Origin of the sequence: Pseudomonas sp. 1928-m, from assembly GCF_029269135.1 — a bacterium.
Lineage (GTDB): Bacteria > Pseudomonadota > Gammaproteobacteria > Pseudomonadales > Pseudomonadaceae > Aquipseudomonas.
This window is the reverse complement of the sequence record NZ_JARIXO010000005.1, coordinates 151,548-172,174: the sequence shown is the minus strand read 5'-3', so window position 1 is coordinate 172,174 and position 20,627 is coordinate 151,548. Positions and strand designations below refer to the sequence as shown.

Sequence of the window (20,627 nt, the reverse complement as noted above, 5' to 3'; positions counted from 1 at the left end):
AAGCAACTCCCCGTAGAGTGGGGTCATCTACTGGCCGCCCCTACGGACCCGATGAAACGCTACGAGAAATTCGCCGACCAGATTGCCGAACTGATCCGCAGCGGCATGCTCGCCCCTGGCGAAAAGGTGCCCTCGGTGCGCCACGCCAGCCGCACCTATGGGGTCAGCCCCTCCACAGTGTTCCAGGCCTATTACCTGCTGGAAGACCGTGGCCTGATCCAGGCCCGCGCCCGCTCCGGCTATTTCGTCCGCGAGCTGGCGCGGCATTCCCTGGCCGAGCCGGAAACCAGCCAGCAGCCGACGCAGACCACCGAGGTGGATGTCAGCGAACTGGTGTTCTCGGTGCTCGCCTCACTGAAAGACCCCGGCACCGTGCCCTTCGGCTCGGCCTTCCCCAGCCCGCAGCTGTTTCCCCTGGCGCGCCTGGCCCGCTCCATGGCGCACAGCCTGCGCGATATGCAGCCGCAGGCGGTGATCGCCGATATGACCGAGGGCAATCCCAACCTGCGCCGGCAGATTGCCCTGCGGTATATGGTCAGCGGTGTGATGCTGCCGCTGGAAGAACTGGTGATCACCAGCGGCGCCATGGAGGCGCTCAATCTGTGCCTGCAGTKCGTGACGCAGCCGGGCGACCTGGTGGCCATCGAGGCCCCGGCCTTCTACGCCACGCTACAGGTGCTGGAACGCCTCAAGCTCAAGGCGGTAGAAATCCCGGTCAACCCGCGTGAAGGTATCGACCTGGATGTACTGGCCGAGCGCCTGAATGACCTGCCGATCAAGGCCTGCTGGTTTATGAGCAGCCTGCAGAACCCGCTGGGCGCGAGCATGAGTGATGACAAGAAGCGCGCGCTGTATGAACTGCTGCAGCGTCATCAGGTGCCGTTGATCGAGGATGACGTGTACGCCGAGCTGTACTTCGGCAGCCAGCCGCCCAAACCGGTAAAGAGCTTCGACCGCGACGGCCTGGTGATGCACTGCGGCTCATTTTCCAAATGCCTGGCGCCGGGTTATCGGGTCGGCTGGGTGGCGGGCGGGCGCTATGCCGAGCAGATCAGCCGGCTCAAACTGATGACCACCATCTCGCCCTCCGTACCGGCTCAGGCTGCCCTGGCCGATTATCTGCAACACGGCGGTTACGACCGCCACCTGCGCAAACTGCGCCATGCCCTGGAGGTGCAACAGGCATCAATGCTCGCCTCGGCGGCGCGGCACTTTCCGACCAGTACCAAGGTCACCCGCCCCAGCGGTGGTTATTTTCTCTGGTTCGAGTTCCCCGAGCAGGTCGATGCGCTGCGCCTGTTCCAACTGGCCCTGGCCCAGGGCATCAGCCTGGCACCGGGACCGATCTTCTCCGCCACCCGCCGCTTCGGCAACTGCGCCCGGCTGAATTACGGCCACCCCTGGGATGCGCAGAGCGAACAGGCGATGGCCGTGCTGGGGCGGATTATTGCCTCCTTCTGAGGCGTACAACGCAGGCAAAGCAACCGGCTGTCTTGATGGCTCTGCATAAGGTCTCTTTAGTCCCTCTCGCTCGACCTGTACAACTTTCGTATAAGCCTGACGATCCTCTTCCGCTCAGCTGAACAGGCCGACCTCACCGTTTCTACACCGTAATCAACCGCCTATTTACGGGCACTCCAGCCATTTCATGGACTCCTGCGCAGCGCCGATACCGGCCATCAGCCATTATGGCTAAAACCTAAAACAAAATTGTACAAACTGAATATTATGTATAAGGTTTGCACAAGAGAGTACTCATCACCTGCTGAGCCTCCCCTTCAACGCAGTAAGCAGTCGCCGCCCTAAGGGGCAAGAGGAGTCGATTTCATGCAATCACAACTGAGCATTGCGCAACGCCTGAGCCTTGGATTTGGGCTGATCCTGTCGCTGATGATCCTGATTACCCTTATCGGCGTGCAGCGCGTTGGCTTTATCGACGAGACCCTGACCTCGGTGAGTGAAGGGGCTTCGCTTAAGCAGCGCTATGCCATCAACTTCCGTGGCAGCGTGCATGACCGCGCCATTGCTATACGCGACGCGGTGCTGGTGGATAACGATGAGGCGCTGAACCGTCAGCTAGGCGAAATTCAACGTCTTAAAGACTTCTATCAAGAGTCGGCCCAGGCCATGGACAGCCTGCTGCGCGGAGAAACGCCAACGGCCACTGAACGGCGCCTGTTGGACGATATTCAGAACATTGAGCGCAGCACACTGATCTTGACGGAACAACTGATCAACCTGCGTCGCCAGGAGGATACGGACGCGGCGAAAAGCCTGTTGCTGGAACAAGCCTCACCTGCTTATAGCGAATGGCTCAAACGCATCAATGCCTTTATCGACCATGAGGAACAAGGTGTCGGCCAGGACATTGGTGCGGTGCGCGAAGCCGCTGGCGGCTTTCGCCTGCTGATTCTGCTGGTAACCGCTGCAGCCGTGCTGCTGAGCATCGGCGTATCACTGCTCATCATCAACAAGTTGAAATCCACGCTGGGCGCCGAGCCATACAAAGTCGCCGAGGTTATTCAGCGCCTGGCCAATGGCGAACTTAATCAGCGTATCCAGACCCGCTACCCGGACAGCGTCATGGGTGCCCTGCAGGACATGGTTAAGCACCTGACTGACACCATCACCCAGGTGCGCAGCGCCGCCAGTGAGCTGACCCTAGCCTCTGACCAACTGCTGACCACATCCGACAGCAACAATCAGCAAATCCGTCTGCAATCCAGCGAAGCCGAGCAGATGGCCACAGCCATCAATCAGATGGCCGCCACCGTCAATGAAGTGGCCAACTATGCCGCCAGTGCGGCCTCCGCCACCCGTAATGCCGATAGCGAAGTAGCCACCGGCAATCAGGTAGTCAGCGCTACCGCCAGCGCCATCCAGAACCTGGCGCGCACCTTGGAAAGCGCTGCCGAAAGCGTGCAGCAGGTGTCCACAGACAGCGAGAGCATTGAGAAAATCATCGAGGTGATTACCTCGATTGCCGAGCAGACCAACCTGCTCGCCCTCAACGCCGCCATTGAGGCCGCACGGGCCGGCGAGCACGGCCGTGGCTTTGCCGTGGTGGCCGACGAAGTACGTTCGCTGGCCACCCGTACCCAGGACTCCACACGGGAAATTCGCGGCATGATTGCCAAACTACAGGAAGGTGCCGGCAAAGCCGCCGAGGTAATGCGCAACAGCCGTCAACTGGCTCAGCAGACAGTCGAGCAAACCAGCCAGGCCGAAACGGCGCTGAACAAGATCCGCAGCGAAGTCACTGCCATTAACGAAATGAATGCACAGATCGCCAGCGCCTCGGAAGAACAAAGCTCGGTGGCCGAAGAGGTCAACCAGAATATCAACCGCATCCACAGCGCCACCCTGGAAACCTCGGCCGGCTCCGCGCAAGTGGCTTCCTCCAGCCGCGAACTGGCGACCCTGGCCAATCGCCTGACGGATAAGGTCAGTTTCTTCAAGCTCTAGCAGGCTGTTGCCAGGCATGCCCACTGAAACCTTTGCTCGAAAATTAGCCGCTGCCAAAACCTAGGCGTTCGGCTAATTTAGCCGCCTGTTCAATTCAGAGATCAGTCATGGACTCGATAACCCAGGCGGTACTTGGTGCCAGTATTCAGGGCGCACTGCTCGGCCGCTGGCAGGGGCGCAAGGCGCTGTTGTACGGCGCCATGCTCGGCACGCTGCCGGATCTGGATGTGATCATTGATTACGGCGACGCCGTGGCCGATATGACCTATCACCGTGGTTTCAGCCACTCGCTGTTTGTCCTCACTGGGTTGGCGCTGTTACTAACCTGGCTAACCCGACGCTTCCGGCATAACCCCGGTTATTCAGCGCAGCGGCTATTTATCACCCTGTGGCTGGTGCTGATTACCCATCCGCTGCTCGATAGTTTCACCAGCTACGGCACCCAGCTGCTCTGGCCGCTGACGCCAATTCCCACCGCCTGGTCGAGCATCTTTATCATCGACCCGCTGTACACCGTGCCGCTGTGCATCGCCGTGGCGCTGGGGCTGCTCTACGGCCTACGTGACCATGGGCAGCAGAACAGAGCGGCCAAGGCGCCGGCCCTGGCCTTGCTGGTTTCCTCGCTGTACCTGGGCTTTACCCTGGGCGGCAAATACATGGCCGAGCAGCGCGTGGAAGCCGAGCTGGCGCGCCAGGGCATCGAGGCGCAGCAAATCTTCAGCACCACCACGCCGTTCAACAGCCTGCTGTGGCGGGTAATCGTGCTCGATGGTGAGGATTACCACGAGGCGCTGGTCAGCTGGTTTGATGATGCGCCGCCGACGCTTGCGCGCATCCCGCGTGGCACGCACCTGGCTGCAGCCCTGGCCGACTCACCAGCGCATGCGCGGCTGGCCTGGTTTACCGATGGCGTGCTGCGCTATGACCAGTTGGGCGAGCAGCTGGTGGTCACCGATATTCGCCTGGGCATGACCGGCTTTCACCCCTTCCGCTTTGACTTCGCCACCCTGGAAAACGGCCAATGGCGCGTGCATGACAACATCCAGCGCCTGCCGATTGAACGCGGCGATTTCTCGCGCCTGCAACTGCTGTGGGCACGTATCTGGCAACCCGAAGTACAAGTACCGCTGCTGGCCTGGGCTAATGAACTGCGTAAAACGCCGCTAACCAGCAACAGCGCGCAATAGCAGCGCTTGCCGGCCCGCCGGGGCCGGCCCTACAGAGATGCTGCGCATAGGCTAGGCTGAATTCCAACCTATACCCGTTGGAGTCTGGCCATGAATATCCGGCAGAAAATGATCGCCTGTGGCGCGATCAGCGTACTGGCAGCCACCCTGCTGGGTAGCATCGGTTTCTGGGGGCAAACCCGCCTGGCCAGCGCCCTCAACGAAAACCAACTAAGTGTCAGCGCCCTGCGCAACCACCTGGAAGGCGACATGATGCACGACGCCCTGCGCGCCGATGTACTCGCCGCCTTCTATATCGACGCTGCCGACAGCGCGGCGGTAACCCAGGTACGTGATGACCTGCGCGAGCACAGCGAATGGTTTACCCGCACCCTCAACGACAACGCCAAACTGCCGCTCAGCGCGGATATCCGCCAGGCCATCAGCCAGTCGCAACCGGCCCTGGCCAGTTACATTCAACAGGCCGAAGGCATCGTCAACCTGGCCCTGACTGACCCGCAGGCCGCGCGCCAACAGATGGCCGCCTTCGATGCCAGCTTTGGCGATCTGGAAGAAAAGAACGAAGCCCTCAGCGGCCTGATCGAAGCGCACTCGGCCAAAACCCGCAGCGACGGCGAGGCTGCCGTGCAACAGGCTGCCTGGATGCTGATTGGCGGCATTCTGCTGGTCTGCTGCCTGCTCTGCCTGCTCACCACTCAATTGATGAAAGCGGTGTTGCGCCCACTGGAGAAAATCATCGGGGTGGCGCGCAACATTGCCCAGGGCAACCTGCGCAGCACCATCAGCGTCGACAGCAACGATGAAGCCGGGCAGCTGCAGCAGGCACTGGCAGATATGCAAGGCAATCTGCGGCAGATGATCGATGGCATCCGCGCCGAAGGTGAACAGCTGCAGCAAACCGCGCGCAACCTCAACGGCGCTTCACAAAGCATCGTGCACAGCACCACGGAAGAGTCGCAGAGCGCCAGCAACATGGCCGGGGCCATGGAACAGATGATGCAGAACATCGAACAGATCGCCGGCCACGCACGCAATGCCCAGGAAATTTCCTCGCACTCCGAACACCTGGCCAGCAACGGCGGTCAGGTGATCATGGGCGTGGTCGATGGCATGAGCCGAATCGCCGAAGCGGTCAACGAATCCAGCGCCACCATCACCGCGCTGGGCGAATCATCCGAGGAAATTCACTCGATCATCCAGGTGATCAAGAGCATCGCCGAGCAGACCAACCTGCTCGCACTCAACGCGGCCATTGAAGCCGCGCGCGCCGGTGAGGCCGGCCGCGGCTTTGCCGTGGTGGCCGACGAGGTGCGCAACCTGGCCGCACGCACCGCACAATCGACCCAGGAAATCACCGGGATGATCGAACGCATCCGCACCAGCACCGAACAGGCGGTCAACAGCATGCAAACCGGCGTTACCCGGGTGAACGATGGCGTGAGCCTGGCGCGCCAGGCTGGTGAGTCGATCAGTGAAATTCGCGGCGGCGCACAGCGCGCGGCCGAGGTGGTGGAAGAGATATCGCAGACCATCAACGAACAGAGCCGCGCCAGCAGCGAGGTGGCGCAGCAGGTCGAACATATCGCGCAGATGTCGCAGCAAAACAGCCGCACCGTGAGTGAACTGGCCAACGCGGCGCAAAGCCTCGACCGCGTGGCGCGCAGCATGCAGAGCGCAGTGCTGCAGTTTCAGACCTGAGCGCGACCGCTGACTAGCTGCGAAACTGCGCCACCAGCCCCTGCAGCTCAACGCCCAGACGCGCCAACTCGGCGCTGGATGCCGCCGTCTGCTGGCTGGCGCTGGCGCTTTGCTCACCAATATCACGCACCCGCGTCACGCTTTCACTGATGGTTTCCGCCACCGCGCTCTGCTCTTCGGCGGCGGCGGCGATCTGCTGGTTCATCTGTTCGATGGTGCTTACCGCCTGGGTGATACGGCCCAGGGCCGCACCCGCTTCACCCGCCAGGGTGACGGTGCGCTGGGTCAGGTTGCGGCTGCTGTCCATCTTCTCCACCGCGCCCTTGGCCAGGCGCTGCAGGCTGGCTATCAACCCTTCGATTTCTTCGGTGGAATCCTGCGCACGCTTGGCCAGGGCGCGTACTTCATCGGCCACCACGGCAAAGCCGCGACCCTGTTCGCCAGCCCGTGCAGCTTCGATGGCCGCGTTCAAGGCGAGCAGATTGGTCTGCTCAGCGACATTGCGAATCACCTCCAGCACACCGCCAATCCGCGCGCTTTCCTGATTCAGCGCGGCGATGGCTTCGGCGGATTCTTCCACCTCGGTGGCCAGGTGGCCGATCTGGCTGACCGCCTGTTGCACCACCTGATTGCCCTGCTGCGCTTCTTGGTCGGCAGCGCGGGCGGCCAGGGACGCCTGCTCGGCGTTCTGCGCCACTTCCTGCACGGTCGCGGCCATTTCATGCATGGCGGTGGCAGTCTGTTCGGTTTCCATCTTCTGGTTCTGCACGCCGGCGCTGGTTTGCGCGGTAATCGCCGACAGCTGTTCGGCAGCGGCGGCAATCTGGCTGACGCCACCACCAATGCGCCCGACCAGGGTACGCAGGCTCACGCTCATCACCTGCATGGCGGCCATCAACTGGCCCGGCTCGTCACGCCGGTCCTGCGGCAGGTCGTGGGTCAGGTCACCAGCGGCGATGCGCTGGGCAAACACCACGGTCTGCTGCAAGGGCGCAACAATCAAACGGGAAATAATCAGCGCCGCCAGCATGCCAATAATCACCGCCGCAATGCCCATGGCACCGAGCATCAGCATGGCCTGACGACTATCCGTCGCCATGGCGCGCTCTTCCTCAACCTTGGCTTCATCTACCAAAGCCAGCACCGCCTGGGCGCGCTCAACCATGGCGGCCTCGCTCTGCTGGTTCAGCCCACGCACCTGCTGATAATTGCTAAAAGCATGCTGATACAGGGTCAGCGCCTTCAAGGCAGTTTCGATGGCGCCTTTCTGGTCGTCGTCCAGCCAGACCATCAGGCTGCGTGCCACGGTTTGCAGGTCGTCGTTGATATAGGTCCACTCTTCCAGTGCTTCGGCCGAGCCATCGATGATGTACTGGCTCTCATGGCCACGCAGATCGAGCATGCGTTTGCTCAGGCCCGAGGCGGTTTCCGCCAGGGTCAGCGGGTCGCTGCCGCGCAACTTGTCCCCTTCCAGACGCAGTTCGCGCACGGCGTCGTACATGTCCAGCTCGATCACATCGAACTGATCACGCGCTTCGCCGGCCGCCTCACGCATCTGCGTGCGCGCCGCGCGGGCATTGTTCTGCTGCTCGACAAAGCTGTCGAACTGGCGGCGATAGTCGTCGATGGCTTGCTGCATGCTTTTCAGACGCGCCTGATCGGCGCCGGAAGCTGCGGCCAACTGTTGGGCGACTGCGGCGCCGACTCGGTCCAGCTGCTCATGCACCTGGGTAGCCGCCTCGCTGGTCTGCCGCAGGGCAAAATCGCGCTCGGCGCGGCGCGCCTGCAGCACCTGGGCATCGATTAGCGACAGGCCGCTGGTGCTGGCATGCCCGTCCAACACGGCTTGCACCGCCAGAAAGCCACTGCCAGTGACGGCTACCGTGAGCAACAGCACCAGGCCGAAGCCACACATAAGCTTTTTACCGACAGACAGGTCGGCGAACAGGCGAGCGGCAGAAGAGGACATAACAACAACTCCGTTTTTATTATCGAGCGCAGCGAGGCGGCAGATGGCGACCCGGCAAGCGCATGAACTACTGGTGGCAGTTTAGCCTCGCTTTATTGCAACCCTTGCGCCAGAGGCCTGGCCTGGGCTCAGGTAACAGCGCCAAGGCCCAGGCCAGAGGCGTTGGCGGCGAATCAGGGCGATAAAGCCAAAAGCCGAATGCTGCGGATAACCCGGTTTATCGGCAGGTTTCCGCTGATGCTTTATCGCGAATGGCGAGTTATCGCCAGAAAGCCCGCGCCAAGGATATGACGACCATAAGAAAGGCTATGAACCCATTACGTGTTGCGAAACTACAAATCGTAGGTTGGCGTTGAGCGCAGCGAAGCCCAACAGGCAGCGGCATGTCTTGTTGGGCTTCGTCGCGTTGCTCCTCAACCCAACCTACCCGCATCGTAGGTAGATTCCGGATGGTGGTCGGCACCGCTACCCCGCGCATAGGCAACATGCATTCGAACATCGCCAATAAAAAGGGCGCACGGCTTTGGCCCGTGCGCCCTTCTCTACTGCGGCTCAGCTTGGCGTGATTAACGCCCGGCGAGCGCCGGTACGACCCTTGGCCTGAGCACTTCACCGAGCACCGCGAGCAGGCCGATGGCGCCGGCAATCCAGTACCACTGGGCCACCGGGTCAAACATCAACCAACCCAGGGCGTGCAGGAACACCACCATGATCAGCACCGGGCTGACGTAGCGCACCATAAACAGCCACAGGGCATAGCCCAGCGGCGGTAGGTTCAGCTCATCACGCATGATCTCGCTGCGCAGCGCATAACCGGCCAGCAGCACCATAAAGATCCCGCCCAGCGGCATCATCCAACGTGAAGTCAGGTAATCCAGCCAGTCGAAGAAGTTCTTGCCCAGTGGCGTCCAGCCGGCCAGCAGGTTGAACGAAAGCATCGCCAGCAGACTGATCAGCAACAACACGCTGCCCGCCAGAGCGGCAGACTTGATGCGGCTGATGCCATGCTTTTCATTCAGGTAGGCCACCGTGGCTTCGATCATGGAAATGGCCGACGTCAGCGCGGCAATCGACACCATGGCAAAGAACAGCACGCCAAACGCGGTGCCGAACGGCATCTGCTGGAAGGCCAGCGGCAGGCTCATAAAGATCAGCCCTGGCCCGGCGCCCGGGTTCATGCCATTGGCGAAGATAATCGGGAAAATCGCCAGCCCCGCCAGCAGCGCCACGCAGGTGTCGCAGATGGCCACCATAAAGGTGGTGCGGGCTATCGACTGGCCGTCGGGAATGTAGGAGCCATAGGTGAGAATCGCCCCGGAGGCCAGGCTCAGGGTGAAGAACGCATGGCCCAGCGCGGCCAGCAACGCTTCGCCGGTGATTTTCGAGGCATCGAAGCTGAACAGGAAATCGAAACCGGCGCTGAAACCGCCACTGGTAAAGGCGTAGCCCACCAGAATCAGCAGCATCAAGGCCAGGCCCGGCATCATCCAGCGCACGGCATTCTCGATGCCCTTCTGCACGCCCTTGGCGACGATCCACAGGGTCAGCAGCGCCACCAGCACGCTCCAGCCGCCGAGCTGCCAGGGATTGGCGTTATGCGCTTCGAACACCCCACCGAGCGCCTCGACACTGGTGGCAGCGAGCGAGCCGTCGAGCATTTTCACTGTGTAGGCAAAGGCCCAACCGGCCACCACCACGTAGAAACACAGGATCATAAAGCCGGCCAGCATGGCCATGCCGCCGACCGCTTTCCACAGCGGGTTGCCGTTGTTTTCCTTGACCACCCGACCGATCGCATCGATGGGGCTGCCACGGCCGCGGCGGCCAATGGCGATCTCGGTCATCATCACCGGAATACCGATGGCCAGGATGCAGGCCAGGTACATCAGCACAAACGCACCACCGCCGTATTCGCCAGTGATGTAGGGGAACTTCCAGATATTGCCCAGGCCCACAGCGGAGCCAGTTGCAGCAAGAATAAAGCCCCAGCGCGAGAGCCAGAGGTTCTTGGGTTTTTCACGGGTCATGCGTCACCTGTTTGTTTTTATCTGTGACGAAATAGAACCCGCAGCGCTTGTGGCGCGGCGGAGTGGCAAGGCACGCAGAGTGTGAAGGCAGCCGATCTGGCCACCTGGCTCGCTCTGCAAAACCGGATTCGCCTGACCCTAGCGGCGGCGAAGCCGGCAGGATCACTGGGCGTCGGGTTGCACCTCCGGCGCGGCCTGCTTAAAGGCATCCAGAGATTCACAACGCGCCGCCATGGCGAGGATGCGCGGGTACGCATCAAGGTCACAGTTAAAACGGCGCGCATTATACAGCTGTGGAACCACACAGGCTTCCAGATATCCAGGCCGCTCGCCGAGCGACAGGCGATCATTGAACACCGCCAGCCCCGCCTCGACTGCAGCCAGGCCCTTGTGCAACCAGTGGCGATACCAGGCGTCCTTGGCCGCCTCGCCAACGCCCAGCTCACCGGTCAGGTACTGCAGCACCCGCAGATTGTTCAGCGGGTGCAGGTCGCAGGCGATATGCAGCGCCAAGGCACGCACCTGGGCGCGTTGCGCCGCATCACTGGGCAGCAACGCTGGCACGGGGAAGACCTCTTCGAGGTATTCGAGAATCGCCAGCGACTGGGCGATGCGCACCCCGCCATTGCCTTTATCCACCAGCAAGGGCAGCAACTCCTGCGGATTTAGCGCCTGATACTCGGCTAAATGCTGCTGCCCACCGTCCTTGATCAGGTGCACGGGTACTTGTTGGTAGGCCAGGCCCTTGAGGTTCAGCGCAATACGCACCCGGTAGGCCGCGCTGGAGCGCCAGTAACCGTAGAGCGTCAACTCAGTGTTCATAGCGCTCCACCGCCTGGTCGATAGCGCCGAACAGGCTATGGCCAGCGGCGTCGAACATTTCGATACGCACCCGGTCACCGAACTTGAGGAACGGGGTTTTCGCCTCGCCGCTCTCGATGATTTCCAGCATGCGTTTCTCTGCCAGGCAGCTGGAACCCGCGCTGCGGTCGTAGTTCGACACGGTGCCGGAACCGATGATGGTGCCGCAGCACAACGGCCGGGTCTTGGCGGCGTGGGAGACCAGGGTCGGGAAGTTGAAGGTCATGTCCACGCCGGCATCCGGCTGGCCGAACAGCGCGCCGTTGATATGCGACACCAGCGGCCGATGCACCTTGCCATCACGCCAGGTATCGCCCAGCTCATCCGGGGTAATTGCTACCGGCGAGAAACTAGAAGACGGTTTGCTCTGGTAGAAACCGAAGCCCTTGGCCAGCTCGCCAGGGATCAGGTTGCGCAGCGATACATCATTGACCAGCATCAGCAGCTGGATATGACCAGCGGCCTCGGCAGCGGTCGCGCCCATCGGCACGTCATCAGTGATCACCGCAATCTCGGCTTCCAGGTCGATGCCCCAGGCCTCGTCGGCCATCTGGATCGGGCTGTGTGGCGGGATAAAGCAGTCAGCACCGCCCTGGTACATCAGCGGGTCATGCCAGAAGCTTTCCGGAATTTCGGCACCACGGGCCTTGCGCACCAACTCCACATGATTGACGTAAGCGCTGCCGTCGGCCCAGTGATAGGCGCGCGGCAACGGGCTGTGGCAGGCGCCCTGATCGAAAGCAAATGCGCCCGCTTCCAGACCATCATTGAGGCGCTGATACACCGCCTCCAGCTTGGGTTTGGCCACCGTCCAGTTATCCAGCGCCGCCTGCAGGGTGGCAGCAATCGCCGGGACTTCAGTAGCGCGGCTTAGATCGCGCGATACCACGACGAGTACGCCATCGCGGCCTTGCTTCAGTGATGCGAGTTTCATGGTTCAACCTTCAATTTATCTGTAGGAGCGGGCCATGCCCGCGATGCTTTACACCGCTTATTCGCGGGTATGACCCGCTCCTACGGCTGTTAGCTGTCTTTCCCCGGCGCACGCCAGGAATTCACATATTCGGGAACATCCACACCTGCAGCGGCTTCGCCGACTTCCAGGGCGCGGCGGGTATCGATCATCACCGCCACTTCATCGATAAAGGTCGCTGGATCGGTCTGCGCCTTTTTCAGTGCCTTGGGGTGCGGGCCGTGGGGGAAGCCGCACGGGTGCAGGGTGACCATGCCCTGCTCGATATTGTCGCGGCTGAAGAAGTTGCCCCGGTGATAGAACAGCACTTCGTCGTAGTCATCGTTGTTGTGATAGAACGGCACTTTCAGCGCGCCGGGGTCGCTTTCCACCGGGCGCGGGGTGAAGGTGCAGATCACAAAACCGTTGGCCACAAAAGTGGTGTGCGCCGAGGGCGGCAGGTGATAACGGTGGCTCATCAGCGGGCGGATATCACGCCAGTTGAGACGCACCACGGTGTTGTCGCCATGCCAGCCGACCACATCCAGCGGGTTGTAGGGGTAGGTCACGGTGCTGATCTGGCCACGGCGCTTGATGCGAATCTGCCAGGTGCTCTCATCCTGCTGGGCCTTGAATGCGTCATCGATACGCGGATGATCGAGCACCGCCGGATCGAAGATCGCCTGCGGGCCGAGCAGGCCCTTGTCCGGCAACTGATAAGCGCCGTCGGTGCTTTCGATCAGCAGCATAAAGGTTGGCTCGCTGGCCTCGATGCGCCAAGCGGTGCCACGCGGAATCAGCAGGTAATCGCCGTCGCGGTAGCTCAGGTGGCCGAAGTCGCAGTAGAACTCCCCTGCCCCCTCATGGATAAACAGCAGGTCATCGCCATCGGCGTTGCGCACCAGATGACGCATGGCCCCAACGGTTTTCCATACGCGCAGCTTCACATCGCTGTTATGCAGGGTCAGCGGCGCGGCCAGCGGGCAGTCACGCTCGCTGGAAATATCATTGAAGTTGAACGCATGCGGGCGCAGCGGCCCCTGCCAGTCGATCCAGCCGGTGGGCGGATGCTTGTGATGCAGATGCGCGGTGGGGCCGAAGAAGCCCTCGCGGCCCATCTCGCGCTCGTAGGTGCCTTCGGGAAAGTCGCAGTGCGCCTGGCGCGAACACTCGCCTTCACGCAGGGGAAAACTGATCCAGTTACGGCTCATAACAGAACTCCATCGTGGATAAACCCGGCCCCGGTCGCAGGGCCGAACCCGCTATCAGTCCGCGGAAATCACGCCGCGCTTGATCTGGTCTTCCTCGATGGACTCGAACAGCGCCTTGAAGTTGCCCTCGCCAAAGCCCTGGTTGCCCTTGCGCTGGATGATCTCGAAGAAGATCGGGCCAATCACAGTATTGGTGAAAATCTGCAGCAGGATGCCGTCATCACCCGGCGCGCCGTCGATCAGGATGCTCAGATCACGCAGCACATCGGTCGGCTCGCCATGCCCGGCCACGCGGGTGTCGACCTTGTCGTAATAAGTGCCGGGGGTGACCATAAACTGCACGCCATTGGCGCGCAGCTGGCGCACGGTGGCGTAGATATCCTCCGTACTCAGGGCGATGTGCTGGATGCCCTCGCCCTGGTATTCGCGGATAAATTCCTCGATCTGCGACTTGTCGTCGGCCGACTCGTTGATCGGGATGCGGATCTTGCCGCACGGCGCGGTCATGGCGCGTGACAGCAGGCCGGTGAGCTTGCCTTCGATATCGAAGTAGCGGATCTCGCGGAAGTTGGCGATGCGCTCGTAGAAGCCCGACCACACGTCCATCTGCCCGCGTTTGACGTTATGGGTCAGGTGATCCAGCTCTTTCAGGCCGACCGCGTTATCGTTCGGCGTGCGCCCTTCGATGTACTCGAAGTCGACGTCGTAGATGGTCTTGTCGCCGAAKCGATCCACCAGATACAGCAAGGAGCCGCCAATGCCCTCGACACAGGGGATATTCAGCTCGCCGAAGTTGGCGTGGCTGCCCACCAGTTTGGCACCTTGGGATTCCACATAGGCCGCAGCCTGAGCGGCGTTCTGCACGCGGAAGGCCATGGCGCAGGCACTCGGGCCGTGCTTCAGACCGAACTCGCGCACGTGCCCGGTGGGGCTGCCGTTAAGCACGAAGTTGATGTCGTTCTGCTGGAACAGCCAGACCTCTTTCGAGCGGTGCTTGGCCGTTTCGGTAAAGCCCATGGCAGTGAACAGCTCACGCAGCTGCTGGATGCCTTCCGGGGTCGGCGCGGTGTATTCAACGAACTCAAAGCCGTCGGTACCGATGGGGTTGTGCTGTTCGATCTTGTTCACGGCGTTCATTGCGCCTCCTCGTTGTTGTTTTGATCAGCCGCTGCGTCAGCGGGATTGACCTCATAACAACCGAGCGCAGGCCCACTCACAAGCCAGCCTAGAGCGCCCTGCCCCAGACTTGGCCAAGGCTTTCGGCAAGTTTTTAATACAGCTAGAGAAACAGCGGGAATGCTGACCGAAAGCACCCACCATGCGTAACGATAAATTTACAAAGCGGTCGATTTAACTGCCAGGTGCGAGACCGCATTGCCCCAGGCCTGATTGAAATCCACAACAAATCGCGGGCATGGCCCGCTCCTACGGCTCGTGCTGTCCCGCAGGAGCGGCGGGGACGCCTAGTGCATGCCCGCGAGAAAGTGTTGTTTTCGCCAGGAGCCGTAGGGTGGATGACGCTTTTTTCATCCACCGCAAGACTGCGCTGGTGGATGGGTAAAGCGTCATCCACCCTACTGATTTGCCCAACGCAGTTATCAGTGCTGCAGATGACCGTAGAGCTTGGCGTAGAGCCCGCCGTCAGCGATCAGCTGCTGGTGGCCGCCGTCTTCGGCGATGCTGCCGCCGTCGAATACCAGCACCCGATCAGCCTGCTTAACCGCACTCAGGCGGTGAGCGATTATCAGCGTGGTGCGGCCATGCAGAAACTGATTGAGCGCCTGGTGCAAGGCGTATTCGGTGGCGGCGTCCAGGGCCGAAGTGGCTTCATCGAGAATCACCACTTTCGGCTCAGCCAGCACCATCCGGGCAATCGCCAGACGCTGACGCTGGCCGCCGGAGAGGCGCACGCCGGAGCGACCAACGATGCTGTCCAGGCCTTGTGGCAGGCCGTGAATGGTGTCAGCCAATTGAGCAATCTCCAGGGCACGCCAGCAAGCGTCATCGCCCCGCTCACGGCCCATGCACAGGTTGGCGCGCACCGTGTCGTTGAACAGCGCCGGATGCTGCAGCACCACCGCGACGTGTTCACGCACGCCTTCCAGACCGATTTCTTCCTGACTGCTGCCGCCAAACCGAATAGTCCCGGCCTGCGGCGTATAAAGCCCAAGCAGCAACTGCACCAGGGTGCTCTTGCCGCCGCCGCTGGCGCCGACGATGGCGACCTTCTCACCGGGTGCAATGCTCAGGTTGAGGTGATCCAGCACCGGTTCATCGTTATAGGCGAAGGTCAAATCGCTGACCTCGATACCCACCGTATCGCGGCCCTTGAATGGGTCGACGCGACCGGGGTATTGCGGCTCGTCCTTGCGTGCCAGCAGCTCATTGATCCGCGTCAGCGCGCCGCCGGCGGCGTAGAAGGCATATTGCAGGCTGAGCAGTTGCTCGACCGGGCCGATCATAAACCACAGGTAGCTGAACACCGCGAGCATCTGGCCAATCGACAGGTCGGAGAACAGCACGGTGAGCATGGCGGCGGCGCGGAACACGTCGATGCCAAACTGGAACAGCAGGCCGCTGGCGCGATTCGAGGCGTCGGTCTTCCATTGCGAGGCCACGGCGTAGTCACGCACTTCCTTGGCGCGGCCGCCGAGGCGACCGAGGAAGAAGCCCTGACGGTTGCCCGCGCGGATTTCCTGGATGGCTTCGAGGGTTTCGGTCAGCGCCTGGGTAAAGCGCGAGGTGCTGTCGTTTTCCAGTTTTTTCAGGTGTTTGACCCGTTTGCCCAACAGCACCGTGGCGTAGATCACCAGCGGGTTGAACAGCAGAATCAACAGCGCCAGCTGCCAGTGCATCCAGATCAGGATCGCCGAGGTGCCGGCCAGGGTCAGCACCGCCACCAGAAAGCGGCTGAGGGTTTCGCCAACAAACTTGTCCAGGGTGTCCAGGTCGGTGACCAGGTGCGTGGTCACGGTGCCGCCGCCGAGGCTTTCGTATTCGCCGAGGGAAATGCGCTTGAGTCGCTCGATCAGGCGCATGCGGATGCGGTAGACGATGTCCTTGGACAGCCGGGCAAACAGCCGCGCCTGCAGCACGTTGAAGATCAGTGCACCGCCGCGCAGAAACAGGGTCAGCACCAGCATCAGGCCGATATAGCCGGCGGCAGTTTCCCAGTTGGCCGGCAGGAAGTTGTCCATTACCTTGAGTGCGGCATCACCGTCGTTGAGCAGCACTTCGTCGACCAGCAGCGGCAGCAACAGCGGGATCGGCACACTGCACAGGGTGGCAAACACCGCCACCAGATTGGCCAGGATCAGGGCTTTTTTATGCTGCAGGGCCAGCCGACGAATTTCCGCCCAACTCAAACGATCAGGCATGGGTAACCCGCTCCAGCCAACGCGCGAGCAAAGGCTGCAGCACATCCAGAGGTTGATAGCCGTTGGTCAGCAGCGCCAGTTGGCCGTTACGTTCGGCCAACAGGGTGGGAAAGCCGGCGATGCCCAGATCCTGAGTCCAGCTGAAGTCAGCGGCAGTGGCGGCGCGCTGCGCGGCGCTGTCGAAGGCTTCGGCAAATACGATGCGCGGAATCCCGGCGCGCTCGGCCAACTCCACCAGCACGCTGGCGCGGGTGACGTCCACGCCCTCGGTATAGAACGCGCGCTGGATCAACTGAGTCAGCGGCCAGACCAGCTCGGGGGCCAGGTTGCGCGCCGTGACCAATGCACGGCAGGCCGGCTCGGTGTCATAGATCAAGCCTTCGGGCAAGCCGGCGTTGAAGTTGAACAGCTGGCCGGTACTGGCATTAACCGCCTGCCAGTAGCCCAGGTAACGCACGCGGGCGGCAGCATCGATGGCCACACCATCACGGCGCAAGCCACCCAGTACCAACTGCAGGCCGACGCCTTCCGCAGCGGCCTGCTCGGCGAGGGACTCAAGCACCGGGGCAAAGCCCCAGCACCATGAACACATCGGGTCCATCACGTAGAGCAGGCGTGCGTGCATGCTTAAGCCTCGCGGTTTAGTCGGGGGTTGTAGCCCAGTGGATGTGGCTGATTGCGCTCTTTCGCCAGCTCAATCTGGCGCTGACGCTCACGGGCGCCGGCGCGGGTTTTCTCCGGTAGCGAATCCCAGCAGTGCGGGCAACTGACGCCCGGGGTATACAGCTCGGACTGACGATCTTCCACCGACACCGGCGTGCGGCAGGCGTGGCACTGGTCGTAATCGCCTTCGCTGAGGTCGTGACGCACAGTAACCCGGTTATCGAAAACGAAGCAGTCACCCTGCCACTTGGTCTGTTCCTGCGGCACTTCTTCCAGGTACTTGAGGATGCCGCCCTTGAGGTGGAAAACCTCCTCAAACCCTTCACCGAGCATATAGCTGGAGGCCTTCTCACAACGGATGCCACCGGTGCAGAACATTGCGACTTTCTTGTGCTTGGCCGGGTCGAAGTGCGCCTTGATGTAGTCGGGAAACTCGCGGAACGACTTGGTTTTCGGGTCTACCGCGCCTTCAAAGGTGCCAATCGACACTTCGTAATCGTTGCGCGTATCGATCAGCAGCACTTCCGGGTCTGAGATCAGCGCGTTCCAGTCCTTGGGCTCAACGTAGGTGCCGACCTTCTGGTTCGGGTCCACGCCGGGCACGCCCAGGGTGACGATTTCCTTCTTCAGCTTGACCTTGGTGCGATAGAACGGCTGCTCGTCGCAGTAAGATTCTTTGTGGTCGATATCGGCCAGACGCGGATCGAGATCAAACCAGGCCATCAAGCCATCGATAGCGGCACGCGAACCGGAGACGGTGCCGTTGATGCCCTCTTCGGCCAGCAGCAAGGTGCCTTTGACGCCGTTATCCAGCATGCATTGCAGCAGTGGCTCGCGCAGGTCATGGAAGTCCGGCAGGGAAACGAATTTATACAGCGCGGCGACAACGATCTTGTCAGTCATGTGCAAGTCCTTCAGTAGTCGCCCACGTAAAGGGCGGACCGGGATACAAAAAAATACGCCGGCCCAAGTTGTTCACCTAGAGCCGGCGGGGGCGGCAGTTTACTGTCGTTCAAGCAACCCGTGTAGAGGCGAATTGCCTCAGGACCGGCGCACAGCCGGTCAGTGGCCGCCCTTGCAGGTCGGCGAAGCCGGAGCAACGCCCTGCTGCGACCATTCATCGGGCGTGTAGGTGTGCAGCGCCAGGGCGTGAATCTGCCCCATCAGCTCACCGACAGCGGCATAGACCTTCTGATGACGCTTGACCGCATTCAGGCCAGCAAACTGTTCACTGACGATCACCGCCTTGTAATGGGTTTCCAGCCCCCGGCTGTGCATATGGCTTTCATCCAGCACATCGAGCTGCAGGGGCTGCAGGCTTGCCAGAGCAGCCTGCAACAAATCGATCTTCGGCATAGGGACTGTCACTCAGGGCTTCTTTGGAGTCAGCTTGCTGGTCATTTCCGCCAGCAGCTGGTTGACCTTGGGTACGGCGGCTTCCAGCTTGCCCTGGGTCAACTGCGCCGACTGTGCGGTCAGTGTCGGCATCTTCTCCAGGACTTTCTTGCCCAACGGCGACTCGTAGAAACGAATCAGGTCCTGCATTTCCTGCTCGTTGAAGTTGCTGGTGTAGAGCTTGACCATATCCGGCTTAAGCTTGTCCCAGCCTACGGCCTGCTCCAGGGCGGCATTGGCCTGGGCCTGGTAGGTTTCCAGCACAGCCTTCTCGCTTTGCGGCGCATTGCTCTCGGCAAACCGCTGGGCAAACATCTGCTGCACCTGGGCATACACCGGTACCGCCAGCTTGTCGGCGCGAGCCAGCAGCAGGAAACGCTCGGCATCGGCGGCGTGGCTTTTGGCATCGGCAAGTACCTGAGCACTACCGCACGTCAGTATTAAGGCAGCGCAAAAGGCAGGTAAACGTGACATGTACTACTCCTGAGGAAGGGAATGAGTGCTGTTGGACTCAATTGCCGGCATTTTGTGCCCAAGCGCGGGTCACACTCAAGTCAGTGAGCGCGTCGATCAACTCACACTACAACTGTGCACTGGCGCACTGCCTGGTTAAAGGCCAAAATGCCAGCACTTGCCGAGCAGGCCAATGCCTGTGCATGCTCGGCCAGATAAGCCATCTTCTGCTTCAGCGTGCCGGCGCTCAAAAGGCGAGGCACCAGCACACACATGGACGTGTCGATGAACAGCTTCACTCACCCAGAGCCTCTTGCCGCCATCGCGCTATGCGATAGCCACGGCCTGCTTAACCCGCAGGCCATCGGCTGGTCGCCCAGACCGATGATTGATTGCGCGATACCCGGGCACTTCGGCCGGCGCAAACGCTGGAACCATTGGTGCATCACCACCCCGCAGTGGATGCTCTCGTTTACCCAGGCCGACCTCGACTACCTGGGTTATGCCGCTGCCTACTTCCTTGATCTGCAAAGCGGCCAAGCCGTCGCCTACAGCCAATACCGTCTATTCGGCCGCGGCTGCGACCTGCCAGATCAGCCGCAGGCCAGCCACGAATTCAACCACCCACGCCTGCAACTGCGCGTGGCTGAACACACCGGGCGCACGCGCATCACCATCAATGCGCCAGATATTGGCGGCCAACCGCTGCAAGTCGCCCTGGATATTCAGCGCCCTGCCCACCTGGACTCGGTCAACCTGGTCGCCCCGCTCGGTCCGCATAGTTTTCACGCCACCAGCCGCCAGCTGGGCCTGCCCTGCAGTGGTAGCGTGCAACTGGGCAAACAGCATTACAGCTGCGTCACTGGGCAAAGTTTTGCCTCACTGGATTTCGGCCGTGGCGTCTGGCCACTCAACAGCCACTGGACCCGCGCCGCCTTTGCTGCACCGGGTGGTATCGCCGGCAACTTCGGCGCCGGCTGGACGGATCACAGCGGCCTGTCGGAAAACACCCTGTGGTTTGGCGGCGAACTGCAGCATCTGGACACCCCCATAACCATTACCCAGGCGCCGCACAACCCACTGGCACCCTGGCAACTGCGCAGCCCGGATGATGCCGTACAGCTGACCTTCAGCCCACGCCAGCGCCACCAGGCCTACCGTCGGCTCGGGCCGTTCTATGCAGATACGCAGCAGTGGTTCGGACATTTCGAGGGTGTTCTGCGCGGCCCGGAAGGTGAGCGCGTGCCGGTCAACAACGCCCTTGGCTGGCTGGGTGAGACCCGCGCCCGCTGGTAATCGGCCATCGATGTTGAACCTCTACTGATGCATAGCGACCTAAGCTGAGATACGCCCAGGCTGGCAATCGCCG

General features: G+C 61.5%; 17 protein-coding genes. 5 read left to right on the top strand and 12 right to left on the bottom strand.

Annotated elements, in window-relative coordinates:
• The first annotated feature begins 51 nt into the window (after positions 1-51).
• The 4 genes from mapR to P3C18_RS16155 all read left to right on the top strand — a co-directional run bounded on the left by mapR (position 52) and on the right by P3C18_RS16155 (position 6,350).
• Positions 52-1,461, top strand: coding sequence for a GntR family transcriptional regulator MpaR (mapR, locus tag P3C18_RS16170; protein ID WP_275962985.1), 1,410 nt, complete (start codon positions 52-54; stop codon positions 1,459-1,461).
• Positions 1,462-1,827: 366 nt separating this feature from the next.
• Positions 1,828-3,465, top strand: a complete 1,638-nt coding sequence (locus tag P3C18_RS16165; RefSeq protein ID WP_275962866.1) for a methyl-accepting chemotaxis protein — start codon at positions 1,828-1,830, stop codon at positions 3,463-3,465.
• Positions 3,466-3,572: 107 nt separating this feature from the next.
• Entirely contained in the window at positions 3,573-4,652 is a 1,080-nt protein-coding gene (locus P3C18_RS16160; protein ID WP_275962865.1) for a metal-dependent hydrolase, read from the top strand.
• Between the two features lie 90 nt (positions 4,653-4,742).
• Positions 4,743-6,350, top strand: coding sequence for a methyl-accepting chemotaxis protein (locus tag P3C18_RS16155; protein WP_275962864.1), 1,608 nt, complete (start codon positions 4,743-4,745; stop codon positions 6,348-6,350).
• A 13-nt stretch (positions 6,351-6,363) separates the two neighbouring features.
• Here the strand turns inward: P3C18_RS16155 and P3C18_RS16150 are convergent, their stop codons facing one another.
• The 12 genes from P3C18_RS16150 to P3C18_RS16095 form a co-directional block, all read right to left on the bottom strand.
• Positions 6,364-8,319: a methyl-accepting chemotaxis protein gene (locus P3C18_RS16150; RefSeq protein ID WP_275962863.1), complete on the bottom strand. Its 1,956-nt coding sequence runs from the start codon at positions 8,317-8,319 to the stop codon at positions 6,364-6,366.
• Positions 8,320-8,885: 566 nt separating this feature from the next.
• Positions 8,886-10,346: a sodium-dependent transporter gene (locus P3C18_RS16145; RefSeq protein WP_275962862.1), complete on the bottom strand. Its 1,461-nt coding sequence runs from the start codon at positions 10,344-10,346 to the stop codon at positions 8,886-8,888.
• Positions 10,347-10,508: 162 nt separating this feature from the next.
• The gene (maiA, locus tag P3C18_RS16140) at positions 10,509-11,168 is read right to left on the bottom strand and encodes a maleylacetoacetate isomerase (RefSeq protein WP_275962861.1); all 660 of its coding nucleotides are present in this window, start codon (positions 11,166-11,168) and stop codon (positions 10,509-10,511) included.
• Positions 11,158-12,141 (bottom strand): fumarylacetoacetate hydrolase family protein, encoded by a 984-nt coding sequence (locus tag P3C18_RS16135; RefSeq protein ID WP_275962860.1) that lies wholly within the window; start codon positions 12,139-12,141, stop codon positions 11,158-11,160. Before P3C18_RS16135 ends, maiA begins: the two co-directional genes overlap by 11 nt.
• An 89-nt stretch (positions 12,142-12,230) precedes the next feature.
• Positions 12,231-13,370: a homogentisate 1,2-dioxygenase gene (locus P3C18_RS16130; protein WP_275962859.1), complete on the bottom strand. Its 1,140-nt coding sequence runs from the start codon at positions 13,368-13,370 to the stop codon at positions 12,231-12,233.
• 54 nt (positions 13,371-13,424) lie between these two features.
• Positions 13,425-14,507, bottom strand: a complete 1,083-nt coding sequence (gene hppD, locus P3C18_RS16125; protein ID WP_275962858.1) for a 4-hydroxyphenylpyruvate dioxygenase — start codon at positions 14,505-14,507, stop codon at positions 13,425-13,427.
• 461 nt (positions 14,508-14,968) lie between these two features.
• On the bottom strand, positions 14,969-16,747 hold the full coding sequence (locus tag P3C18_RS16120) for an ABC transporter ATP-binding protein (protein WP_275962857.1): 1,779 nt from the start codon (positions 16,745-16,747) through the stop codon (positions 14,969-14,971).
• Positions 16,740-17,372 carry a DsbA family protein gene (locus tag P3C18_RS16115; protein ID WP_275962856.1) on the bottom strand — a complete coding sequence of 211 codons (633 nt, stop codon included), beginning with the start codon at positions 17,370-17,372 and terminating at the stop codon, positions 16,740-16,742. Before P3C18_RS16115 ends, P3C18_RS16120 begins: the two co-directional genes overlap by 8 nt.
• A gap of 2 nt (positions 17,373-17,374) precedes the next feature.
• On the bottom strand, positions 17,375-18,313 hold the full coding sequence (locus P3C18_RS16110) for a rhodanese-related sulfurtransferase (RefSeq protein WP_275962855.1): 939 nt from the start codon (positions 18,311-18,313) through the stop codon (positions 17,375-17,377).
• 159 nt (positions 18,314-18,472) lie between these two features.
• Complete coding sequence (locus P3C18_RS16105; RefSeq protein WP_275962854.1) at positions 18,473-18,766, bottom strand: BolA family protein; 294 nt, start codon at positions 18,764-18,766, stop codon at positions 18,473-18,475.
• Between the two features lie 12 nt (positions 18,767-18,778).
• Positions 18,779-19,279, bottom strand: coding sequence for a DUF2059 domain-containing protein (locus tag P3C18_RS16100; protein ID WP_275962853.1), 501 nt, complete (start codon positions 19,277-19,279; stop codon positions 18,779-18,781).
• Positions 19,280-19,380: 101 nt separating this feature from the next.
• Entirely contained in the window at positions 19,381-19,557 is a 177-nt protein-coding gene (locus P3C18_RS16095; RefSeq protein WP_275962852.1) for a hypothetical protein, read from the bottom strand.
• On the opposite strand from P3C18_RS16095, the gene P3C18_RS16090 reads away from it, so the two are divergent.
• Complete coding sequence (locus P3C18_RS16090; protein ID WP_275962851.1) at positions 19,544-20,554, top strand: DUF2804 domain-containing protein; 1,011 nt, start codon at positions 19,544-19,546, stop codon at positions 20,552-20,554. The genes P3C18_RS16095 and P3C18_RS16090 overlap by 14 nt on opposite strands.
• The last annotated feature ends 73 nt before the right edge of the window (positions 20,555-20,627 follow it).

Excerpts from the sequence above, each read along its gene's own strand:
- P3C18_RS16165 (WP_275962866.1), top strand. The coding sequence starts at position 1,828 with ATGCAATCACAACTGAGCATTGCGCAACGCCTGAGCCTTGGATTTGGG.
- P3C18_RS16160 (WP_275962865.1), top strand. The coding sequence starts at position 3,573 with ATGGACTCGATAACCCAGGCGGTACTTGGTGCCAGTATTCAGGGCGCA.
- P3C18_RS16155 (WP_275962864.1), top strand. The coding sequence starts at position 4,743 with ATGAATATCCGGCAGAAAATGATCGCCTGTGGCGCGATCAGCGTACTG.
- P3C18_RS16150 (WP_275962863.1), bottom strand. The coding sequence starts at position 8,319 with ATGTCCTCTTCTGCCGCTCGCCTGTTCGCCGACCTGTCTGTCGGTAAA.
- P3C18_RS16145 (WP_275962862.1), bottom strand. The coding sequence starts at position 10,346 with ATGACCCGTGAAAAACCCAAGAACCTCTGGCTCTCGCGCTGGGGCTTT.
- maiA (WP_275962861.1), bottom strand. The coding sequence starts at position 11,168 with ATGAACACTGAGTTGACGCTCTACGGTTACTGGCGCTCCAGCGCGGCC.
- P3C18_RS16135 (WP_275962860.1), bottom strand. The coding sequence starts at position 12,141 with ATGAAACTCGCATCACTGAAGCAAGGCCGCGATGGCGTACTCGTCGTG.
- P3C18_RS16130 (WP_275962859.1), bottom strand. The coding sequence starts at position 13,370 with ATGAGCCGTAACTGGATCAGTTTTCCCCTGCGTGAAGGCGAGTGTTCG.
- P3C18_RS16120 (WP_275962857.1), bottom strand. The coding sequence starts at position 16,747 with ATGCCTGATCGTTTGAGTTGGGCGGAAATTCGTCGGCTGGCCCTGCAG.
- P3C18_RS16115 (WP_275962856.1), bottom strand. The coding sequence starts at position 17,372 with ATGCACGCACGCCTGCTCTACGTGATGGACCCGATGTGTTCATGGTGC.
- P3C18_RS16110 (WP_275962855.1), bottom strand. The coding sequence starts at position 18,313 with ATGACTGACAAGATCGTTGTCGCCGCGCTGTATAAATTCGTTTCCCTG.
- P3C18_RS16105 (WP_275962854.1), bottom strand. The coding sequence starts at position 18,766 with ATGCCGAAGATCGATTTGTTGCAGGCTGCTCTGGCAAGCCTGCAGCCC.
- P3C18_RS16100 (WP_275962853.1), bottom strand. The coding sequence starts at position 19,279 with ATGTCACGTTTACCTGCCTTTTGCGCTGCCTTAATACTGACGTGCGGT.
- P3C18_RS16090 (WP_275962851.1), top strand. The coding sequence starts at position 19,544 with ATGAACAGCTTCACTCACCCAGAGCCTCTTGCCGCCATCGCGCTATGC.